Below are 18467 nucleotides of genomic sequence, written 5' to 3' on the forward strand. Positions count from 1 at the left end.
TATCCCTCATAACTTTTTGTTATACCCATAGTATATAAAGGAAGTACTCCTAATGCAAAAATCATGATAGTCTGTGGATGAGTTCAAAACAACAGCAGTGTATCTAAGGGGGACAATCTTATGTATCCAAACAGAATGTATGTGAATGGCCAGTGGATTGATGCAAAAGAAACCATTGATGTCATCAATCCAGCTACAAAGGAGATCATCGGAACTATTCCAAACGGCGGCAAGAAAGAAGCGAAAATGGCAGTAGATGCGGCATATTCTGCTTTTAAGGAGTGGTCTAAAAAGACTGCCGAAGAGCGTAGTAAACTTCTATTAAAATGGTATTCCTTAATTGAAGAACATACGGATGAACTGGCGGAAATCATCACCACTGAACAAGGAAAACCTCTTTCCGAAGCAAAAGAAGAGATTTTCTATGCGAATAGCTATATCTCTTGGTTTGCTGAAGAAGGAAAACGAATTTATGGAGAAACTATTCCGGCATCCTCTCCTAATAAACGTATTATAGTAAAAAAACAGCCTATAGGTGTTATTGCAGCCATCACTCCATGGAATTTTCCAGCAGCTATGATTACACGAAAAATTGCCCCAGCTCTTGCTGCTGGTTGTACAACCGTTTTGAAACCATCTGAACAGACGCCTTTCACTGCTTTGAAACTGGCGGAACTCGCTGAACAAGCCGGGATTCCAAAAGGGGTCATTAATATTGTAACAGGTGATGCTGAACCGATTGTAGATGTATGGCAAAAGGATGAACGTGTGCGCAAGCTCACTTTTACCGGTTCTACACGCGTAGGGAAAATTTTAATGCGCGGGGCTGCTGACACTGTGAAAAAGTTATCTCTCGAATTAGGAGGGCATGCTCCGTTCATTGTGACAGCTAATGCAGATATAGAGAAAGCCGTAGAGGGCGTTATAGCTTCTAAATTTAGAAATGCAGGCCAAACATGTATATGTGCAAACCGTATTTTTGTAGAAGAAGGGATTGCTGAAGAATTTTCTAAAAAACTAGCAGAAAAAGTGGCAAAATTGAAAGTAGGTAATGGATTTGAAGAGGGCGTAGATATAGGTCCACTCATTAACGAGGCAGCAGTTCGTAAAGTACAGGCACAAATTGAAGACGCAAAGCAAAAAGGGGCTAAAATCCTTGTAGGAGGTAACTCCATAAAAGAAGAAGAAGGCTTTTTTATGGAACCAACTGTTATTATGAATGCTACTGACGATATGTACTGCATGTATGAGGAAACATTTGGGCCGCTTGCTCCTATCGCAACATTTAAAACAGTAGAAGAAGCTATTGAACGTGCTAATAATAGTCCTTATGGATTGGCTGCATACGTATTTACAGAGAATATGAAAGAGGCAGTTTATATAACAGAGGCATTAGAATATGGAATTATAGGTTTAAATGATGGTTCTCCTTCGGCTGCCCAAGCACCATTCGGTGGATTTAAAGAGAGTGGGGTGGGCCGTGAAGGTAGCCGCTATGGAATTGAAGACTATCTCGAAATTAAGTATATTTCACTCGGATTGAAATAATTTACCTCTAATAATAACAAAAAGGATAATAACGGGGAAAGACCTATGAACACCAAAGTATTTATAAAGCATCTTAGTAGAGAATTAAATCGTGTAGGAATCACTTTACAGACTTTTAAAATATCGCTAGCAGCAGGAATTTCATGGTGGCTAGCGACTTTAATTACTCCCCATTTCTATCCTTTTATTGCTCCGTTAACAGCAGTTTTAATTACTGATACAACTTTTAAAAAGGCTGTAACCAAAGCGATTAACCGTTTTTTAGGGGTTGCAGGCGGAGTGGCATGCAGTCTGTTTATTTCTCAGTGGATCATACCGTCAGGAATAGCAGTCTTTTTGAGTATTTTTGTAGGGATGGCAATTGCGAAAACTCTTAAACTTCATCAAGATAGTATCACACAAATAGGTGTAACTGTCGTAATGGTTTTGGCTTTTTTACATTCAGGAGGTTATGAATGGGCACGTATAATTGAGACAGTCATAGGATCAGTCGTTGCCATTTTTGTTACTATTTTTCCACCTCACAGGAGAGCTGGTAATTATGATACCCCTTGATCTTGGTTTGGTATAATATTCCATTAACAGGAGGCGTTGGTTCAAGAACGGCTAAATAAAAATCTAATCTCTAAAGCCACGTAAATATAAAGTGATGGATAATAATTGAGTTAGTAAATATTAGCGCATGTGCTTTTATTTGTCTGGACATAAAAAAGGAATCAAATGTTTAAATATCTAATATATAAAATCAATATGGATTTATATTCTAAAAATATATTTTACGAGGAGTTGTCATTCAATGTGTGGGATTTGTAACTAGACACAAAGAAAGAGATTTAGAAATTCCGATGCACCGTCAAGAGTTAATGACTGCAATTGAAAAAGATTTGTTCAATGACGATGATGTATTAGCGGCTTTTTATGGCGGTTCAATCGGAAATGAAAATATGGATTTATATTCCGACATTGACCTCCGCATCGTTGTATTACCTGAAAAATTTCAAGAATTTATCTCGAACAAAAAAATCGGCCTAAAAAATGGGGAAATGTTCTTTATTTTGAGGATTTAGGTCCGTTTGTAACTTATTCCATCGCTCACTATGATTGTTTCGTTAAAGTGGATACATTTTATTATAAACCTGAAGACATTCAGCCTTCTGTATGGATGAAAAATATCAAAATTATAAAAGATACGAATGGAATATTGGCAGATATTTTAGATCAATCAATGGCTTTGTCCTATGAACCAACGATGGAAGAATTCGAGCTTTGGAGAACAAAGTTTTTTGCGTATTTTCATGAAGCTTATCGCAGAGTAATGAGAAAAGAGTATTATTATGCTTTGAAATGTATTGACAGCTTACGTTTATCAATGGCAACAGCTTGGTATATGGAAGTAGGCATCCAACCAAATACGTTTGGTGATTGGGCAAAATACGAAGGTGAAAGGAGTAAACTAGAAGCCTGGCAACGATCCCTCCTTGAAAGTTGGGAATGTGGTAGAAATCCCCTTGAAATGATGAATGTGATGAAAAGGATAGTTCCAGAATTTAAAAGGGGCCATAACAATCTTTGTCATAAGCTCGGGATCGAAGAAAGCCCTGAGTGGGTTAATGGAATTATTGATATGGTTATTTGAGCAGAAACACCCGCAAAAAGTGCGGGTGTTTTTAACTATCCCGAAAATTTGTATTTTCATTATTTGCTGATGCCCCATAATTGCGGTATGGTTGTCCCCCATGAAAGAAATTTTTGCATAATCTGTGGTGCTGTGAAATGCGACATGGGTGGCTAATAGGGAAGGTTAGTTGAAAAAGGATTTGATTTTAATTTGTAGAAATTATCGGTGTGGAAAATAGTTCTTTTTAGAAAGGAAGGAATAAGATGCGACAAATCATTGCTCTAGGCGGCGGAGGGTTCTCAATGGAACCGGATAACCCGTTATTGGATTGGTACATATTGAAACAAACAAAAAAAACTACTCCAAAGATTTGTTTTATCCCCACTGCCAGCGGGGATTCAGATCATTATATATCAAGGTATTATAACTTCTTTAATAAACAAAATTGCAAACCTTCTCATTTATCTTTATTTAAACCGCCAACAAGAGATTTAGAGGGGTTTATACTGGAGAAGGATATTATATATGTCGGTGGGGGAAATACAAGAAACTTATTAGTTTTATGGAAAGAGTGGGGGTTAGATGATATTTTAAGAAAAGCTTGGAACCAAGGGATTGTTTTAGCCGGCATTAGTGCTGGTTCTATATGTTGGTTCGAGGAAGGCGTCACAGATTCATTTGGAGAGGAATTAGAACCAATGAAATGCTTAGGCTTTCTAAAAGGCAGTCATTGTCCGCATTATGATGGAGAGTTAGACATAAGGCATTCATATCATAAACTAATTTATTCTGGAGCCATACAAGCTGGTATTGCAGCAGATGATGGAGTTGCCATCCATTATATTGAACAAAACATAAGTAATATAGTTAGTTCTAGACCAAAGGCAAAGGCTTATAAAGTTTATTTGGATAACAAGGTGATGAAGGTGATAGAGGAAGAGCTTCAGACGAATTTTTTGGGTTCCTATTAAACCTCTAAGAAGAACTTAAATATTATGCTTAGGCCCCAACAATTATTATAGAGTTTTTACATAAAAAATCGCTTCTCTTTAATGAAGATAAAGAAGCGATTTTTATATTATATATTATTTATTTCTGTGGAATCTGCTGTCATTGTTAGATAGTATTTTTTCTTCGATGGTTGTAAGCTGAATAGACATAGCATCATTGTTATCAATAACATTATTAATGTTCCTGTTATCACAATAAACTTAATTGAAATGAATTGAGACATAATTCCAAAAATAACGGTTGTAATAATTATTAAAAAAGCTTTAATTAACCCATATATGCTGCCTACTCTCCCCATTACTTCAACAGGTATATTGTTTTGATAAAATGTATGAAATCCTGTATTTGCAAAAGAGAGAGAAAAGGAAAGAATGAAGAACCCTAAAGCCGCTATAAAAAAGGAGTTTGAAAATGCATAGATGATATAGCCAACGGAAACATTTAAAGAGCCTAAACCAATTAATAAAGAAGTAGCTAATTTTTTTGCAAAAATCGTGTTTACAATAGCCCCAACGACAATACCTACACCAGCTATACTTACCAGAAACCCGTATTCACTATCTGATAAGGAAAGTACCTTTTTGGCAAAAGCAGCTTCAAGCGAATCTACAGCAGTTGCCATGACCATCATACAACTAAATAAAAAATAGATCAATGTAATATAAAAATACCGATGACTAAATTTTATAACTATTTTCCAATCATTTTTCAAAAGTTCCAAAGATATTTTTTCATCCATCGTTTTAGTAAAGGTTTGTTTTTCAAGGTTAGGCAATAATAAGGTAACAAATCCTGACAAAAATAAGGCTAATGCATTCATATAGATTGCCAATATTGGCGTACCTATTAAAAATAGTATACCGGCAATAGCTGGACCAATCAGAAAACCCCCAGATTCAATTAAACTCCGAAGAGAGTTAAAACGTTTTCTTTGTTCAGAGGGAGTTAATTTCGTAATATAAGTCATAGATGTTGGGATAAACATAGAACTTGCCATATTTATTAAAAAGACAACTACATACATAGACCAAATCGAAGAAAAGAAAGGTAACGAGGCGATAAGTATAGCTCGTATGATATCTAATATAATCATGAGATTACGTTTATTTAACCGGTCTATGACACTGCCAGCCCAAGCATTTGTAAATAATGCAGCCAAAGGTTTGAGGATATAAAGGGCAGATACGGCAAGGGGTGATCCTGTCATATCAAGCACAATTAAATTTAGTGAGATTAAATAAATCCAGTCACCTACATTAGAAACTCCAATTCCAAATAGAAGAAGAAAATGATTTTTCCAAATTTTAAATCGATGTTTTAACCTCATTTAAAAGTTCCTCCTTTTGTACAGCAATGGTCAAAGATCTTTTTAGTCGTGAATTTATTAATATATCACCATTAAGCAGGCCTAACAACAGCGTAGCTGTCATAGACAGCAATAAGAGTAAAAATCCTATAATTATTTGAATCGGTACTTAAAAATGGTCCAACAAAAACTATTCCTGATTTGAGTACTTTTTTCTTACCCTTTTGCCAGTTCACGAATGATTTGATTAATTTGATAGATTCCATTTTTAAGATCTTTTAATGTGGCATAAGCAAAGGACAAGCGAAGATAACGGTTCGCCTCTTGAGCATAAATATTCCCTGGATTAAGAAGTATACCTTTAGATAATGCCTTTACGTAAAAGTCTCTCATTGATAGTTTAGGTAGTATTTTCAACCAAATAAAAAATCCTCCTTTTGGTATATCCCACGTGGCTATGTCGCTTAAATAAGTTTCTAATGCTTCTAATGCTACTGCTCGTCGTATTTTAAGCAACTCTCTGACAGACTCAAGATGCTGTTGATATAAGCCACTTGCTAACCATTCAGCAGCGACTCTTTGGGATAATGAACTAGAACCGTAGTCGGTTTGCATTTTAATATCAGCCAATCTTTTAATGACAGGTTCCGGACCGACAATCCAACCGATTCTTAGACCTGGGCTTAAGGTTTTGGATAAACTGCCAAGATACAATACGTGTCCATGTCTATCCATTGCTTTTAAAGGAGGTGGTGGGAGTTCATCGATCCATAACTCCCGATAAATATCATCTTCAATGATCGGAAGTTGTTCTTTTTCGCATCCATGAAGAATCTCTTGGCGTCTTTTTTCTGACATTAAAATCCCCGCTGGATTATGAAAACAAGGAATGGTATATAAAATCGCTCTACCTCGCAATTTCTTTGATGATAAGGAAAGAGAATTTGGTAAAAGACCGTATTCATCTATTGGTAGACCTATAAGCTTCATGCCAACAGATTGAAACACACGCAGCGAGTAAAGGTATGAAGGTTTTTCAAGTAAGACGGTTGAGCCTCTGGGCAAAAGGCCAACCGAAATCAATTGCAAAGCCTGTAATGCCCCGGAAACAATTAAAATTGACGAAGGAGAAGCATGAATGCCATTCGCTCTTAAATAGCTACTCAATGATTGACGTAAAGGGAGAAATCCCTTCGGGTCTTCATATCCAAAAGGTTCCATTTTTTCCGATACTCTTCGCATGATAAGCTTCATTGTGTCTATAGGAAAAATCTCCGTGGAAAGTTCCCCTTTACTAAGTTGGATAAGATTTGTATTTGATTCAGCTTCGTTGATCTCCTGAACTGTCGCTTGGCTCGGTTTTTGTATTCCTGATTGGATATAATCGTTCCAAGCAGGTGACAGATTTGTCGCTAGTAACGTCCATGTATTATTGACAACAAATGTGCCCTTTCCCATTTTCCCTCAATCGTTCCGTCCGCCATTAATTCCTCTAAAGCAATGATGACAGTGCTCCGGTTCACTCCAAACATATCAGCTAATTTTCGTTGGCTTGGAATTTTGGTTCCGATAGGCCATTCCCCGTTTGCAATCTTTTCTTTGATAAAATCCATAATTTGTTTATATTTAGGAGATCATTTATTTGGTTTCTGCTCGATTTTGTCCATGAAAAACACCTCCTTCATATTCTTTTTTCGGGCTAAAGTGGTTGGGTTAATAACTGTCCAACTGGTTGAAGACATTTTACCAAGCATCGATTAAGATAACAAGAAATAAGAAGCAGAAAAGAATATTGGTTGGTTTTCTATAAATCTCCATAAAGGAGGTGAAGAAATGAAAAAACCGCTCGACTTAAGTGTTATAGGTGCGCATGGACTTATTATTTTTCTTTGGGGTTCAGCTTTTGCGGGAATTAGAGTGGGGTTAGAAGCTTACACTCCTGCACACCTTTCCCTTTTACGCTTACTTGTTGGATCAGCAGCGCTTATTGTTTTTGCATTTATCATTCGTATGCGTTTGCCAGATTTAAAGGATATTCCTTCTATTCTATTGTTAGGTTTTTTAGGTTTCGCAGTTTATCATACAGCTTTAAACATTGGAGAGAAAACGGTTAGTGCAGGAGCTGCAAGCCTTATTGTATCGACAACTCCCATTTTCACAGCACCTCTGGCTCTTATATTTTTCCGCGAAGGGTTAGGAATATGCGGCTGGATAGGAGCGATCATCAGTTTCTCTGGAGTAACACTAATTTCTCTAGGGACAGGAGATCAACTACAATTAAATAGTGGAGCTTTACTGATTCTTCTAGCATCTTTTTCAGAGAGTTTATATTTCGTGTTTCAAAAGTTTTATTTGAAAAAATATCGATTTCTTGAGTTTACTACCTATACCATATGGGCAGGCACCTTTTTTATGCTTGTCTTTCTTCCAGGACTTGGCGAAGCAATGATAAAAGCTCCAATGGAAGTGACTCTTAGTGTTGTATACTTAGGTCTTTTTCCAACGGTACTTCCTTATTTTGCTTTAGCTTACATAACATCACGTGTGGGAAGTTCGGAGGCAACAACTTCACTTTATCTAACACCAACTGTTGCATTTGTCATTGCGTGGATATGGCTTGGTGAGATACCAACTATTCTCTCTCTAATAGGTGGAGTGATCACACTATTGGGAATTTTGCTCTCAAGCGGATGGAATGTTGGCAGATAATAGATTTATTCTATGAACCAACAAGAAATGGGGATTAGGTTTGCCCGCAAGTGTTCTATTACTAGCAATTACTTTAAATACAGGAATAGCCACCGTTCATGGAACAATTCGATGATATGACAGCCATGTGGCGAACGGGGCTTCAGTTACCCGATATTCTTCGAGTAAATATGAAAAGAAATGGCAACATGATCATCCATCTCCATATGCTTTTTATTAACAGAAAGATACATATTGGAAAACCAATTCAAATTTGAGCTTGTTTTGTTGTTCGGTGGTGAAAAAGGAGGGACGTCCCGGTCCACATTTTCGTTCCAATAAGGCCCTCCATAAACATTTTTAAAGTTTCTCCACATCTACGCGACCAGAAAAGAAAGTTGCTCCACCGCCCATATCGGCTACTCGATCTGGGGTAAGTGAGTTTACCAGATGTTTCAGGCCTGGGGAATCTGCCCATAGCCCTTGCGTGACAACGACACTTGGAAGTACATTTTCTCCGACAGAAACTTTCAAAATGCATTCTCCGCGATGGTTCCACACTCGGACTTTATCTCCATCCTGAATCCCTTTCGATAAAGCATCTTTAATATTCATATGCAAGCAAGGCTCTTTTTCAAGAGAGATATGTTTTTCAATGTTTGAAAAGGTTGTGTTTAAGAAATTGTGGTTGGGACCGGGCACAAACAAAAACGGAAAGTCTCCATCGTTAACAATAGGCGTATAGGTTGGTAAAGGAGGGTAGCCATCTTGTTCTATTTTTTTTGAATAAAGTTCAATTTTTCCGCTAGGTGTTAGCAGTTTTCCTGGCAGCAATGGTTTTACATTTGCTTTTATATACTGCTTTTCAACCAATGTTTCATAATCGATTCCTTTCAGGTAAGGATTGTTTGGGTTATCCAAGGCTTGTGAAATCATTTCTTCTTCTGTCTCATATAAACACGGATCCTCAAAGCCCATGTTTTTCGCAAGCAATTGGAACACTTCGACATTTGATTTGGACTCTCCATATCGTTCAATAACTGGCTGCTGAATTTGAACATAGTGGTGCCAGTATGATGTATAAAGATCCGTATTTTCGAATGAAGATGTGGCAGGAAGTACAATATCTGCGTATTTTGCTGTTTCTGTTAAAAATAAGTCATGCACAACGACAAAGAGATCTTCCCTTGCCAATCCTTTTCTTACTTTATTGCTGTCCGGTGCAACAACCGCAGGGTTTGTGCCGTACACGAATAAGGATTTTATCGGTGGGTCTAATTCCAATAATGCCTGGCCGAGCAGATTCATGTTTATGACTCGTGTATGTTTATTTTGCAACAAATCCGGGCGTTGCAAGCTCATTTTATTAAGGGTCAAATACCCGCTATTTGACTTGATGGCTCCGCCGCCTTTTACAAGCCATTGTCCGGTCAGGGCAGGAAGGCAAGCAATGGTCCGGACACACATGCCCCCATTGTCGTGATGCTGAAGACCGTTGCCGATTCGAATAAAGGAAGGTGTGGTTTGCCCATACAATCTGGCAAGTTTATAAATGTCTTCAACAGGAACACCTGTAATTCCGGAAACAGTGACAGGATCATACTGGACAACGTGCTCACGCAGCTCTTCATGTCCGACTGTATATTTCTCTAAAAAATCATTGTCTACCATGTTTTCGGCAAACAAAATATGCATCATGCCCAAAGCGAGAGCAGCATCGGTACCCGGCAATATTGGAATGAACCAATCTGCGAACTGGCCGGTTTGATTTTTATGAACATCAATACAGATGATCTTCGCACCATTTTTTCGGGCTTTTTGGGCAAGGACAATTTGATGCATGTTGGTGCTTACAGCATTGATTCCCCAGAAGATGATTAATTTTGAATGAATCGTATCTTCCGGGTCTGTTCCAAAGCCGCCTCCCATTGTATATTTAAGACCTTCCGACCCAGCTGACGAACAAATTGTCCGATCCAGCAGGGAAGCGCCCAACCGGTGGAAAAACCGTCGGTCCATTCCTTCGGCGCTAAGTCTTCCCATGTTGCCATAAAAGCTATACGGAAGAATACTTTCAGGTCCTTCTGTTTCGATCAGCTCTTTCCATTTGGCAGTAATTTTTTCAATCGCTTCGTCCCAGCTTATCCGCTCAAATTTCCCTTCACCTTTAGCTCCCGTACGTTTCATTGGATATTTCAAGCGTTTTGGATCGTAAATTCGTTCGGTCATATTCCGTACTTTATTGCATATATTTCCTTTGGTCACAGGGTGATCCGGATCTCCTTGTATTTTTACAATTTTTCCATCTTGCTTATGTACTAGTAACCCGCATTGATCGGGGCAATCCAGAGAACAAACGGATGGAAATATACCTGTTGGCTGATGCACAAATGAGTACATATTTTTCTCCTTTCATTATCAGGTTCATCCTTGTTATTCATTTAGATGGTTAATATGATAAAATAATTCGAAAAGTAAGGCAATAATGATATATAGTTAGTTCTAAACCAAAGGAACAAGGTTATGAAGGTCATAAAGAGCTTCAGATGAATTTTTGGGTTCCATTAAGCCTCTAAGAACGAGGTGAATAACGAGACAGATAAACTAAAATAAATTCTAGGCAGATAGGAAAGAACAGGAGAATGTATATGATAAAATATCCGTTTTTAAAAAAAGGGGGCAATGATTGGTGTAACAGCACCTTCCTCTGGTGTAAAGATAGAATTACATCATATGTTTAAACGAGCCTGTGAAAGCATGAAAAGAAAAGGATATAAAGTGGTTTGTGGGGAAACAGTTTGGACACAAGAGAAAGCGAAGTCTGCGAGTGCCAAAAAGAGAGCAAATGAATTTATAGAGATGATGAAAAGATAAATAAAAATGGGTATTAGGTTACTCGGATACAAGCGTTTTATTATTAGCAATTACTTTAAACACAGAAATAACCACCGCTCACGGAACAAATCTAGTAGATTTAAGAGGCGAATACTCCGATGATACAACATCCATGTGACAAACGGTTTTATCAACGGAAACAAGGGCTTCAGTTATCCAATGCTCTTCGAGTAAATATCAAAAGAAATGGCAACATGATAACCCATCTCTATGTGTTTTTCATTTAACAGAAGATACATATTGGAAAACAAATCAAATGAACATGAACGTGTTGCAAAACGCATAGTGAATGCATAAATGTTCTATTAGAGAGAATAGGGCTTGGTTCTATTATTCTTACTTAGAACCAAGCCTTATTATTTTTATCCAGTTAAATGGAAATTGATTTTGCACTTCCAAGAAGAACCTCTAAAGAAATCTGATATGCTTGTTATTTGATATAAAATCAACAATAAAGTTAAACAGATCTAGTATTAAAAATATGTAAAGAGATATGAGGAAAAACCTTATATTGCTTTTCTAGTTTATAAAAGTCATTAAAATATAAGCGGCGCCGCTTTCACCAGACCCTAAGATATGACACTTATTTTCATAAATTCTATGATCAAATATTTCTAGATCACCCCTCGTTACTTCACGTGAAACCATGACACAGAAATGGTAAAGAAATTAATATGACTGTTATTTTAGTAAGCATTCTCATTTGCTTAGGAGCCCTGAAAATATTGAGCTAGTTTTTATTAGCCTTAAAGGTTTGTTTTTTTATTTCATTGTATGAATCCAAAATCAGAATATATTCGTATGTAGTGATTGGAACTAATTTTTAAAAAATTAACAGTATAACGTTTGACTGTATGGTTTTTCGAAAATATAATTTTAATTGATATTCTAAAAATATATCAGGGAGTGAGTTTCGTTGGGAAGTTCCTCAAAATTGGTGAACTTGCAGATTTAGCTGGCGTTTCCAAACGGACGATTGATTATTATACGCAATTAGGGTTACTGGAACCTGTTCGCTCCGAGACAAATTATCGCTATTATCCCGAAGAGAGTATCGAGCATTTGCGGTTAATCAATGCATTAAAAAAGCAACATTTAACTCTTGAAGAAATCAAAGAACGATTACAGATTATAAAAAATCAACAAGTTTCTGTAGATGAAATTGTAGATAAAATTGAGCACCTTCAAGAAGAAATGAAACATATTCAAGAAGAAGTATTGGAATTAAAACCGTTACTTAAACAATTCAATGAACAGCAGATCAAGTTGATGACAAAACCATTGACCCAACAAGGTTACGCGTTGTTACACGCATTAGCGATATTGCTTGGAGAAAATCCTTTTATTTAAATCAATAGATGTTAAGGAGAGATGAAAAAGGGTGTTTAAGAAATTTTTATCAAAGCTTGGGATTGGTTCTGCGAATATTAATCTTGTGCTGCATCATTCTCAAGTACGCTTAGGAGAGACGATTAGTGGTGAATTTCTCATTGAAGGAGGGACCGTAGAACAGGAGATCAACAAAATTGATATAGAACTCCGGTTAACATTAAACCAAAACGGGCAAGTACAAACAAAAACAATGGCAACGGTTCCAGTCGCTTCTGCCTTTGTCATTCAAGCTGGCGAGAAGAAAGTGTTGCCTTTTGCATATGAATTGCCAAAAACTCTGTCAGTGTCAAGACACGGTATTCATTACACGTTTGTTACCCGTCTTGATATTGCAGGCGGTGTCGATCATTTAGATGAAGATTCAGTACAAATTCTTCCACCGTTGCCTTTAGAAAAAATCTTCGTTGCCTTTGAAAAGCTGGGTTTCCGGGAAAAGGCAACTTCAGGATCACTAAAACCGTATGGCCAAGAATTTGAACTGTTTCCAACTGAGCAATTTAAAGAGACTGTTCAAGAAGTGGAGTTTTTTGCATCGCTAGAAGAAGAAGGAGTTCGTCTGCTTCTTGAAGTGGACGTATATGCAGGAGTCTTTGGCATACAAGAAAAAGAATTAAAACGGGAAATCTTTTTCCCATATGCAGAATTAGATGTAGACATATTAGCTGACAAACTTCACGAAACAATTCAAGAAATGATCGATCAGCCGTATCAATATGCAGCATCATCTTACATGACTCATTATTCCCATACTCCTCATGTGCATGGACACGGAAGTGGCTTGATGGGAGCGATTGGCGGTTTTGCTGCAGGAATGTTTGCGGGAATGTTAGTGGAAGAACTCGTAGGTGACGCCATCGAGGAAGCATTAGGCTTTGATGAAGAAGCTGAAGAAGAAGGGGTTTTTGACGATTTCTTTGGCGAAGAAGATGAAGAATTTTAATACTAATACTTGAAAGGGGAGAAATGTGATGTTATTTCATCCAATGGATATTCTCATCTTTTTAGCCTTTGGACTGTCACTTTGGGCACAATTTAAAGTAAAAGGAACCTTTCATCAATGGGCGGAAGTTCATGCTAACTCTTCACTCACGGGAGCTGAGGTAGCAAGAAAGATTCTGGATTCCAACGGTTTATATCATGTTCCCGTTGAATTAGTACCTGGTGCATTAACAGACCATTACGATCCATTGTCACGCACCGTTCGATTATCTGAACCTGTTTATTACGGACGTTCTATCGCTGCTGTATCGGTAGCTGCCCATGAGGTTGGCCATGCGATCCAACATCAACAGTCCTACGGTGCTTTAGTTTTGCGACATCGTATGTTCCCAGTAGTAAATTTCTCTTCTGGAATTGCTCCATTTCTATTGTTAGGTGGGCTTTTGCTGCATCAAACTTCACTCATTGGGCTTGGCATTATTCTCTTCTCAGCAGCCGTGGCATTTCAATTAGTTACGCTGCCGGTAGAATTTAATGCAAGTTCTCGTGCCAAAAAACTTCTTCTTGCTGAAGGATTTATCCTCAATGATGAAGTACGTGGAGTGAATAAAGTCTTAAATGCTGCTGCATTAACTTATGTAGCTGCCGCATTAATCTCTGCGTTAGAATTAATAAAGTTTATTATGATTTTCTTTCAAGGGAATAATGAGGAAGAATAATGTATAGTTAAAATTAACAGGAGGTGGAGTCTCTAGCTGTTTGCATGCAGCTAGAGAGCTTAATTGGAGATAGTTAATTTGCTGATGGTTGGTGTTTTAATTGCTTTAACGGCATTCTTTGTTGCATCCGAATTTGCCATTGTCAAAGTACGCAGTACACGTATTGATCAGCTGGTATCTGAAGGAAATCGAAACGCTAGAGCTGCAAAACGGGTCGTTTCTAATTTGGATGAATATTTATCAGCTTGCCAGCTCGGTATCACTATTACCTCATTAGGGCTTGGATGGCTTGGCGAACCAACCGTAGAACATTTACTTCATCCGGTATTTGAACGAATGAATTTGAATGAGTCTGTAGCATCTTTCCTTTCTTTTGTGATCGCATTTGCTACAATTACATTTTTGCATGTGGTCGTTGGAGAGCTAGCTCCGAAAACATTGGCAATTCAAAAAGCAGAAGCCATTACTTTGTTATTTTCAAGACCTTTAATCTTTTTCTACAAAATCATGTATCCGTTTATTTGGGCATTAAATAGCTCATCCCGTGTCGTTACCGGATTATTTGGGCTAAAACCTGCAGCGGAACATGAAATCGCTCATTCAGAGGAAGAATTGCGACTGATTTTATCCGAAAGTTATAAGAGTGGAGAAATTAATCAGTCAAAATATAAATACGTAAACAATATTTTTGAGTTTGACAATCGGATCGCTAAAGAAATTATGGTACCCCGTACTGAAATTATCGCATTAGATAAAAATGATTCGATTGTGGACCATTTTGAAATTATAAAACAAGAAAAATATACGCGCTATCCTGTTATAGATGGGGATAAAGACCATATCGTTGGCATGGTGAACATAAAGGAAATATTAACAGATTGCATTCAAACTCCAGAGGCAGTTGAAAAAAAGTTAGACGATTATATTCGTCCAATTATTCAAGTAATCGAATCTATCCCTATTCACGATTTACTTGTAAAGATGCAGCGTGAACGGGTTCATATGGCAATCTTAGTTGATGAATACGGAGGAACAGCAGGGCTTGTGACGGTTGAGGATATATTAGAGGAAATTGTCGGTGAGATTCAAGACGAGTTTGATATAGACGAGGTTCCAATGATTCGCAAAGTAAACGAACATACCACTATTGTTGATGGAAAAGTATTGATTGAAGACGTAAATGATTTACTCGGAACGGATATCGATGATACGGATGTTGATACGATTGGTGGCTGGATTTTAACTGAAAAATTTGATATTCAACAAGGTGGCATTCTTTCCTACGGCGATTACGAATTTAAAGTGTTAAAAATGGAAGGTCATCATGTCCAATTAGTTGAAATCACAAAACGTGTAAAGGCTCCTTCTCTTATTGTACAAGAAGCGACAATAGAATAGCACAGCGAATAAAGTGACGAAAGACGGCAGCAATAGATGGCTGCCGTTTATTTTTTGCGAAAAAGACAAGTTCTTTATATGTAGGGCAGGAAAGAAAATACAACTGAGGAGAGAAGAAATTATTGAAAAAGGCAATTATAGTGGGGAGTATTTTGTTAGTGATGTTGAGTAATAAAAAAGTTGTTTAAATTATAAAAATGTCATTTAAAAAATAAAAAAGTCGTTTAGTTTTTTATTCAACAAACGGGCCATATTGTTGAATAGCGTACCAGTTATTTTAAAGGAAAATACTTATAATTAACGGGATGTTGCACAATAAGCCCAATATCCTTCTTTTGATGTTTTTTGTGTTTGATATTTTAATTTTAAGAAGCATCTCTGATTTCACGGAGATGCTTCTATAATTATATGAGAATCAATGGTAAGGTTTTCCCGACTTCAAGTTTCCGGTCAAATTTAACAACAAATTTTTATCAATATTTAATAAATTTTTATTTTAAAACGATAAATAATGTATTAAAATTTATTCAAAAATAAATTAGTGAGGTGCTTTTTATGAAACGAGAAACACTCTTTTTAAAGATAGCTGTTATTCTTATTGGAATCCCAGTTCTTGCTTTGTGCATATTTTTGGTGCCTGAGATAGCGAATTATGCAGCAGAATTGTTTCCAGATAATGCTTATATGAAATATCTCGTTTTAATCGATTTGTATGCAACGGCGATACCTTTTTACTTTGCTCTGTATCAGACTTTCAGACTTTTAAGCTATATTGATAAAAACAAAGCCTTCTCAGAATTATCGGTAAAAGCTTTAAAGGTTATCAAATACTGTGCATTCACCATCAGCGGATTGTATGTGGTAGGCATGCCACTCTTCTATCTCATGGCGGAGGTAGACGACGCCCCAGGTATCATGCTAATCGGATTGGGCATTATTTTTGCTTCAACGATTATTGCAGTCTTTGCTGCTGTTCTCCAAAGGCTTTTACAAGAAGCCATCGATATAAAATCAGAAAATGATTTAACGATCTGAGGTGAATAACATGCCAATTATCATCAATATTGATGTGATGCTGGCTAAAAGGAAAATGAGCGTCACAGAACTTTCGGAGAGGGTTGGAATCACGATGGCTAATCTTTCTATATTGAAAAATGGAAAGGCAAAGGCGATTCGATTATCAACTTTAGAGGCGATTTGTAAGGCTTTAGAATGTCAACCCGGAGATATTTTAGAATACCGAAGTGATGAAGACACCTAATATATAATAGATTTCAAAATCTATTGAAATTTCTTTCTGATTCAAACATAGCCTGTATTAACTTGTTTAACAATCGGGCGCGATTGTCGAATAAGAATCCTTAGATTTAAACGACTTTTTTGTAATAGTTTTGAGTTCGGTAAAGCATTTTATATCAAAAATTAAACAACTTTATTTTAACCCCGTCCTAAATCAGAACGGGGTTTTGTGTGTTTGAGGTTATAAAATTAAATAACTTTATTGTAATCTTACAAGTGATTGGGATTAATGTTTTTTAGTTCCCCATGAGCTGTTAGATGGAGGAATGATAGGGATTAGGTTAATCATTAAAATGGGAATGTTAAAGTCGGGCTTACGATTATTTTGCTGAGTACTCCACTTTATGTCATTGCTTGGTTTTATTATCGACCTTATTTTTATAACAGTTTACATGGTATGCTTCTTTCATTACTTATGATTGATATTCTCTCTCCATGAAGAGGAAGTCTTGAAATCCCCATTCTTATAAGTTCCATCATCGGTGGGATACTTGTTGGTACAGGAATTGGAATTATGTTACGTCATGATACAAGTACGGGAGGAACAGATTTATTGGCGCAATTCATTTCAAGGTTAACGAACTATAATGTCGGTATTCTTATTCTTGACGGAATCGTAATTCTTTGCGGAAGCTGGATTGTTGGACCAGACATTTTTTTATACTCGGCGATAGTGATGACCGTGGTTGGAACAGTAATAACGATGCTTACTTCCATTAACAAACAGAACGGAAAGGATAGACGCCGCAAACGTCTATCCTTTTCTTTTTCTTAACCGTTCACTCAAGGTTTGGTTTCTTTTGAATTAACTTTGTTGCATAATTTGTATAAATAATAGGCTCCGCGAAGTTGTTCCATAATCAAGTAATCCATATAACTAAGAGAATCTTTAGCAATTTTTCTTGCATGGGCAATATTGTTGCTGTCAAATTCATTTATTATTTCTCGTATAGTGTCTAATGAATATACCGCTGATCGAAGTGTTCGAATGATCAATAGTTTACGAACATCCGCAGGGCTATATTTTCTGTATCCGTTTTCCTTATCCCGCTCTGGCATAATTAAACCTTCTTTTTCCCAGTGCCTAAGTGTTGTACTAGGTACATCAATCTCTTTTGCGACTTCCCCAATCGTAAACCAATCCTTCTTTTTCCTAGTTAAAAATAATCTATTAGGATCATCCATTTCCAGTGCTTTCAGAGCTTGTTCAGCCCTTCTTCTTTCACGATATAGATTGGCTTGAACTTCATTAACAAGCCATAGTGCCTCGGTTATTTTATTTTGCTGCACAAGAGGCATGATTTTTCGTATTAGGTCCATACCAAACCCTGGATACATGGCACGAATACATTCAAAATAAGCAACATGCACTTCTGTGTAGATGCGATAACCATTTGGCTTTCTTTCGGGAGGAGGAACAATTCCCCATGATTCATAATGTCTTAAAGCACTTGTGCTGATATTTAATTTCCGAGCAATGTCAATGGGTCTAATCACATAAAAACCTCCTTGCCTTGATATAAATGAACGAATATGACGGATATTTGTCAATAAACCTCTTCAATACTGGTAAATGTTAAGCAAACATTATCACTTGCACTAATGTCGTCGTTTAATGGAACATACACCTTATTTTAAAGCATAATATCCGTGT

General features: G+C 37.0%; 15 protein-coding genes and 4 pseudogenes. 15 read left to right on the top strand and 4 right to left on the bottom strand.

Annotated elements, in window-relative coordinates; translation table 11 throughout:
* Positions 1–120 precede the first annotated feature (120 nt).
* The 5 genes from HNR31_RS14520 (at position 121) to HNR31_RS14535 (ending at position 4137) form a co-directional block, all read left to right on the top strand.
* Positions 121–1548 (top strand): NAD-dependent succinate-semialdehyde dehydrogenase, encoded by a 1428-nt coding sequence (locus HNR31_RS14520; RefSeq protein ID WP_181556942.1) that lies wholly within the window; start codon positions 121–123, stop codon positions 1546–1548.
* Between the two features lie 45 nt (positions 1549–1593).
* A complete protein-coding gene (locus HNR31_RS14525) occupies positions 1594–2103 on the top strand; it encodes an FUSC family protein (protein WP_181556943.1) in 510 nt (169 codons plus the stop codon).
* 245 nt (positions 2104–2348) lie between these two features.
* Positions 2349–2615 carry a hypothetical protein gene (locus tag HNR31_RS19170; RefSeq protein WP_306465166.1) on the top strand — a complete coding sequence of 89 codons (267 nt, stop codon included), beginning with the start codon at positions 2349–2351 and terminating at the stop codon, positions 2613–2615.
* Between the two features lie 47 nt (positions 2616–2662).
* Entirely contained in the window at positions 2663–3184 is a 522-nt protein-coding gene (locus tag HNR31_RS14530; protein ID WP_309505723.1) for a hypothetical protein, read from the top strand.
* Between the two features lie 245 nt (positions 3185–3429).
* Positions 3430–4137 carry a Type 1 glutamine amidotransferase-like domain-containing protein gene (locus HNR31_RS14535; RefSeq protein ID WP_181556944.1) on the top strand — a complete coding sequence of 236 codons (708 nt, stop codon included), beginning with the start codon at positions 3430–3432 and terminating at the stop codon, positions 4135–4137.
* A gap of 107 nt (positions 4138–4244) precedes the next feature.
* Here the strand turns inward: HNR31_RS14535 and HNR31_RS14540 are convergent, their stop codons facing one another.
* Together HNR31_RS14540 and HNR31_RS14545 are read right to left on the bottom strand one after the other, a co-directional pair.
* Positions 4245–5504 carry an MFS transporter gene (locus HNR31_RS14540; protein ID WP_181556945.1) on the bottom strand — a complete coding sequence of 420 codons (1260 nt, stop codon included), beginning with the start codon at positions 5502–5504 and terminating at the stop codon, positions 4245–4247.
* A gap of 195 nt (positions 5505–5699) precedes the next feature.
* A pseudogene (locus tag HNR31_RS14545) lies at positions 5700–7096 on the bottom strand (aminotransferase-like domain-containing protein).
* A gap of 220 nt (positions 7097–7316) precedes the next feature.
* Here HNR31_RS14545 and HNR31_RS14550 point away from each other — a divergent pair.
* Positions 7317–8192, top strand: coding sequence for a DMT family transporter (locus HNR31_RS14550; protein WP_181556946.1), 876 nt, complete (start codon positions 7317–7319; stop codon positions 8190–8192).
* A gap of 25 nt (positions 8193–8217) precedes the next feature.
* Positions 8218–8409: pseudogene (locus HNR31_RS19425) on the top strand (LD-carboxypeptidase); the annotation flags it as partial.
* Positions 8410–8531: 122 nt separating this feature from the next.
* On the opposite strand, the gene HNR31_RS14555 reads toward HNR31_RS19425, so the two are convergent.
* The gene (locus HNR31_RS14555; protein ID WP_181556947.1) at positions 8532–10571 is read right to left on the bottom strand and encodes a molybdopterin oxidoreductase family protein; all 2040 of its coding nucleotides are present in this window, start codon (positions 10569–10571) and stop codon (positions 8532–8534) included.
* Positions 10572–10819: 248 nt separating this feature from the next.
* Here HNR31_RS14555 and HNR31_RS14560 point away from each other — a divergent pair.
* From HNR31_RS14560 to HNR31_RS14595, 8 genes and pseudogenes are all read left to right on the top strand, one after another.
* A pseudogene (locus tag HNR31_RS14560) lies at positions 10820–11316 on the top strand (LD-carboxypeptidase); the annotation flags it as partial.
* 656 nt (positions 11317–11972) lie between these two features.
* Entirely contained in the window at positions 11973–12416 is a 444-nt protein-coding gene (locus HNR31_RS14565; RefSeq protein ID WP_181556948.1) for a MerR family transcriptional regulator, read from the top strand.
* A gap of 31 nt (positions 12417–12447) precedes the next feature.
* Positions 12448–13398: a sporulation protein gene (locus tag HNR31_RS14570; protein ID WP_181556949.1), complete on the top strand. Its 951-nt coding sequence runs from the start codon at positions 12448–12450 to the stop codon at positions 13396–13398.
* 28 nt (positions 13399–13426) lie between these two features.
* On the top strand, positions 13427–14116 hold the full coding sequence (locus tag HNR31_RS14575) for a zinc metallopeptidase (protein ID WP_181556950.1): 690 nt from the start codon (positions 13427–13429) through the stop codon (positions 14114–14116).
* Between the two features lie 63 nt (positions 14117–14179).
* Positions 14180–15514, top strand: a complete 1335-nt coding sequence (locus HNR31_RS14580; RefSeq protein ID WP_181556951.1) for a hemolysin family protein — start codon at positions 14180–14182, stop codon at positions 15512–15514.
* Positions 15515–16069: 555 nt separating this feature from the next.
* On the top strand, positions 16070–16549 hold the full coding sequence (locus HNR31_RS14585; RefSeq protein ID WP_181556952.1) for a DUF2975 domain-containing protein: 480 nt from the start codon (positions 16070–16072) through the stop codon (positions 16547–16549).
* Between the two features lie 10 nt (positions 16550–16559).
* On the top strand, positions 16560–16775 hold the full coding sequence (locus tag HNR31_RS14590) for a helix-turn-helix domain-containing protein (RefSeq protein WP_181556953.1): 216 nt from the start codon (positions 16560–16562) through the stop codon (positions 16773–16775).
* Positions 16776–16996: 221 nt separating this feature from the next.
* Positions 16997–17588 (top strand): annotated as a pseudogene (locus tag HNR31_RS14595) (YitT family protein).
* An 8-nt stretch (positions 17589–17596) separates the two neighbouring features.
* Here the strand turns inward: HNR31_RS14595 and HNR31_RS14600 are convergent.
* Entirely contained in the window at positions 17597–18310 is a 714-nt protein-coding gene (locus tag HNR31_RS14600) for a MerR family transcriptional regulator (protein WP_309505724.1), read from the bottom strand.
* Positions 18311–18467 lie beyond the last annotated feature (157 nt).

This window comes from Thermaerobacillus caldiproteolyticus (assembly GCF_013761245.1).
In the GTDB taxonomy this organism is placed as follows: Bacteria; Bacillota; Bacilli; order Bacillales; family Anoxybacillaceae; genus Thermaerobacillus; species Thermaerobacillus caldiproteolyticus.